At 42.2% G+C, this 1,101-nt stretch carries 1 protein-coding gene; it reads right to left on the bottom strand.

The genetic code is table 11. From position 1 onward, the window contains the following. Positions 1-988 (bottom strand): InlB B-repeat-containing protein (locus tag ACCQ42_RS10275; RefSeq protein WP_463049214.1); only part of this gene is annotated, 988 nt, incomplete at its 3' end. Positions 989-1,101: the final 113 nt, after the last annotated feature.

Genomic DNA, 1,101 nt, shown 5'->3' on the forward strand with positions numbered 1-1,101 from the left:
CGCCTGTTCCTGGGGTTTCTCCGCCTGTGCCTGGGGTTTCTCCGCCTGTGCCTGGAGTGTCTCCGCCTGTGCCTGGGGTTTCTCCGCCTGTTCCTGGGGTTTCTCCACCTGTGCCTGGGGTTTCTCCGCCTGTGCCTGGCTTACCTGGTTCTTCTGTGCCTGGAGTTGATGAACTATCTTCCCAAATGGCTGTTACTGTTGTATTCTCGTTTACAGTGATTACATCACCTGCAGCGTAATCTGTACCACCTATTCTCCAGCCTTTGAATTTCTTGTTTGCTGGAGCTTTAAAGCCATTAGTTGATAGTTTGTATTTTGAACCTTTTGTAAGTTTTTTTCCATCCATTTTACCTGAACCTTCGCCTGGTTCATAGCTTACTTGGACTTCTTCTGTAACTGGTGGAGTTTCTGGTTCATCGCTTTTCCAAACTGCTGTTAGGGTGACATTTCCTGTAATGTCTATTTCACTTCCTACAGCCTTAAGATCTGTTCCATCTCCTACTTTCCAGCCTGCAAATTTTTTGCCTTTTTCTGCTGTAAATGTTGGATTTGGTAGAGCATATTTTCCTTTTGGCACTGTTTCATCTGGCATCTTACCTGATGCACCAGTTTCTGTTTTGAAACTTACTGTGTAATTTTCTACTGGTGGGGTTGGATTGGTTTTTGCTTTCCAAATAGCTGTTATTACTGTATCTTTTTCTACTTTGATTTTTGTTCCAGCTGCTACTTTTTCACCATTTACTTCCCAAGTATCAAACTCTTGGGTATCGTCTGGGGCTTTGAAAGCATTTGGTAATACTGTATNNACTTGGGTCTTTTTCCAGATGGCTTTGATTTCGGTGTCACCATTTACTTTTATTGTTTCGCCTGCTTTTTTAGTTTCTCCATTTACTTCCCAATGACTGAATTCTTGGGTGTCATCTGGAGCTTTGAAAGCATTTGGTAATACTGTATAGTCTGAACCTTTGTCTTGGGTTGAGCCTGTCATTTCACCACTACCACCATTTGCGTTATAGCTTACTTTTACTTGGGTCTTTTTCCAGATGGCTTTGATTTCGGTGTCACCATTTACTTTTATTGTTTCGCCTGCTTTTTTAGTTT

This window comes from Anaerococcus kampingae, assembly GCF_046365475.1.
Classification (GTDB): Bacteria; Bacillota; Clostridia; order Tissierellales; family Peptoniphilaceae; genus Anaerococcus; species Anaerococcus kampingae.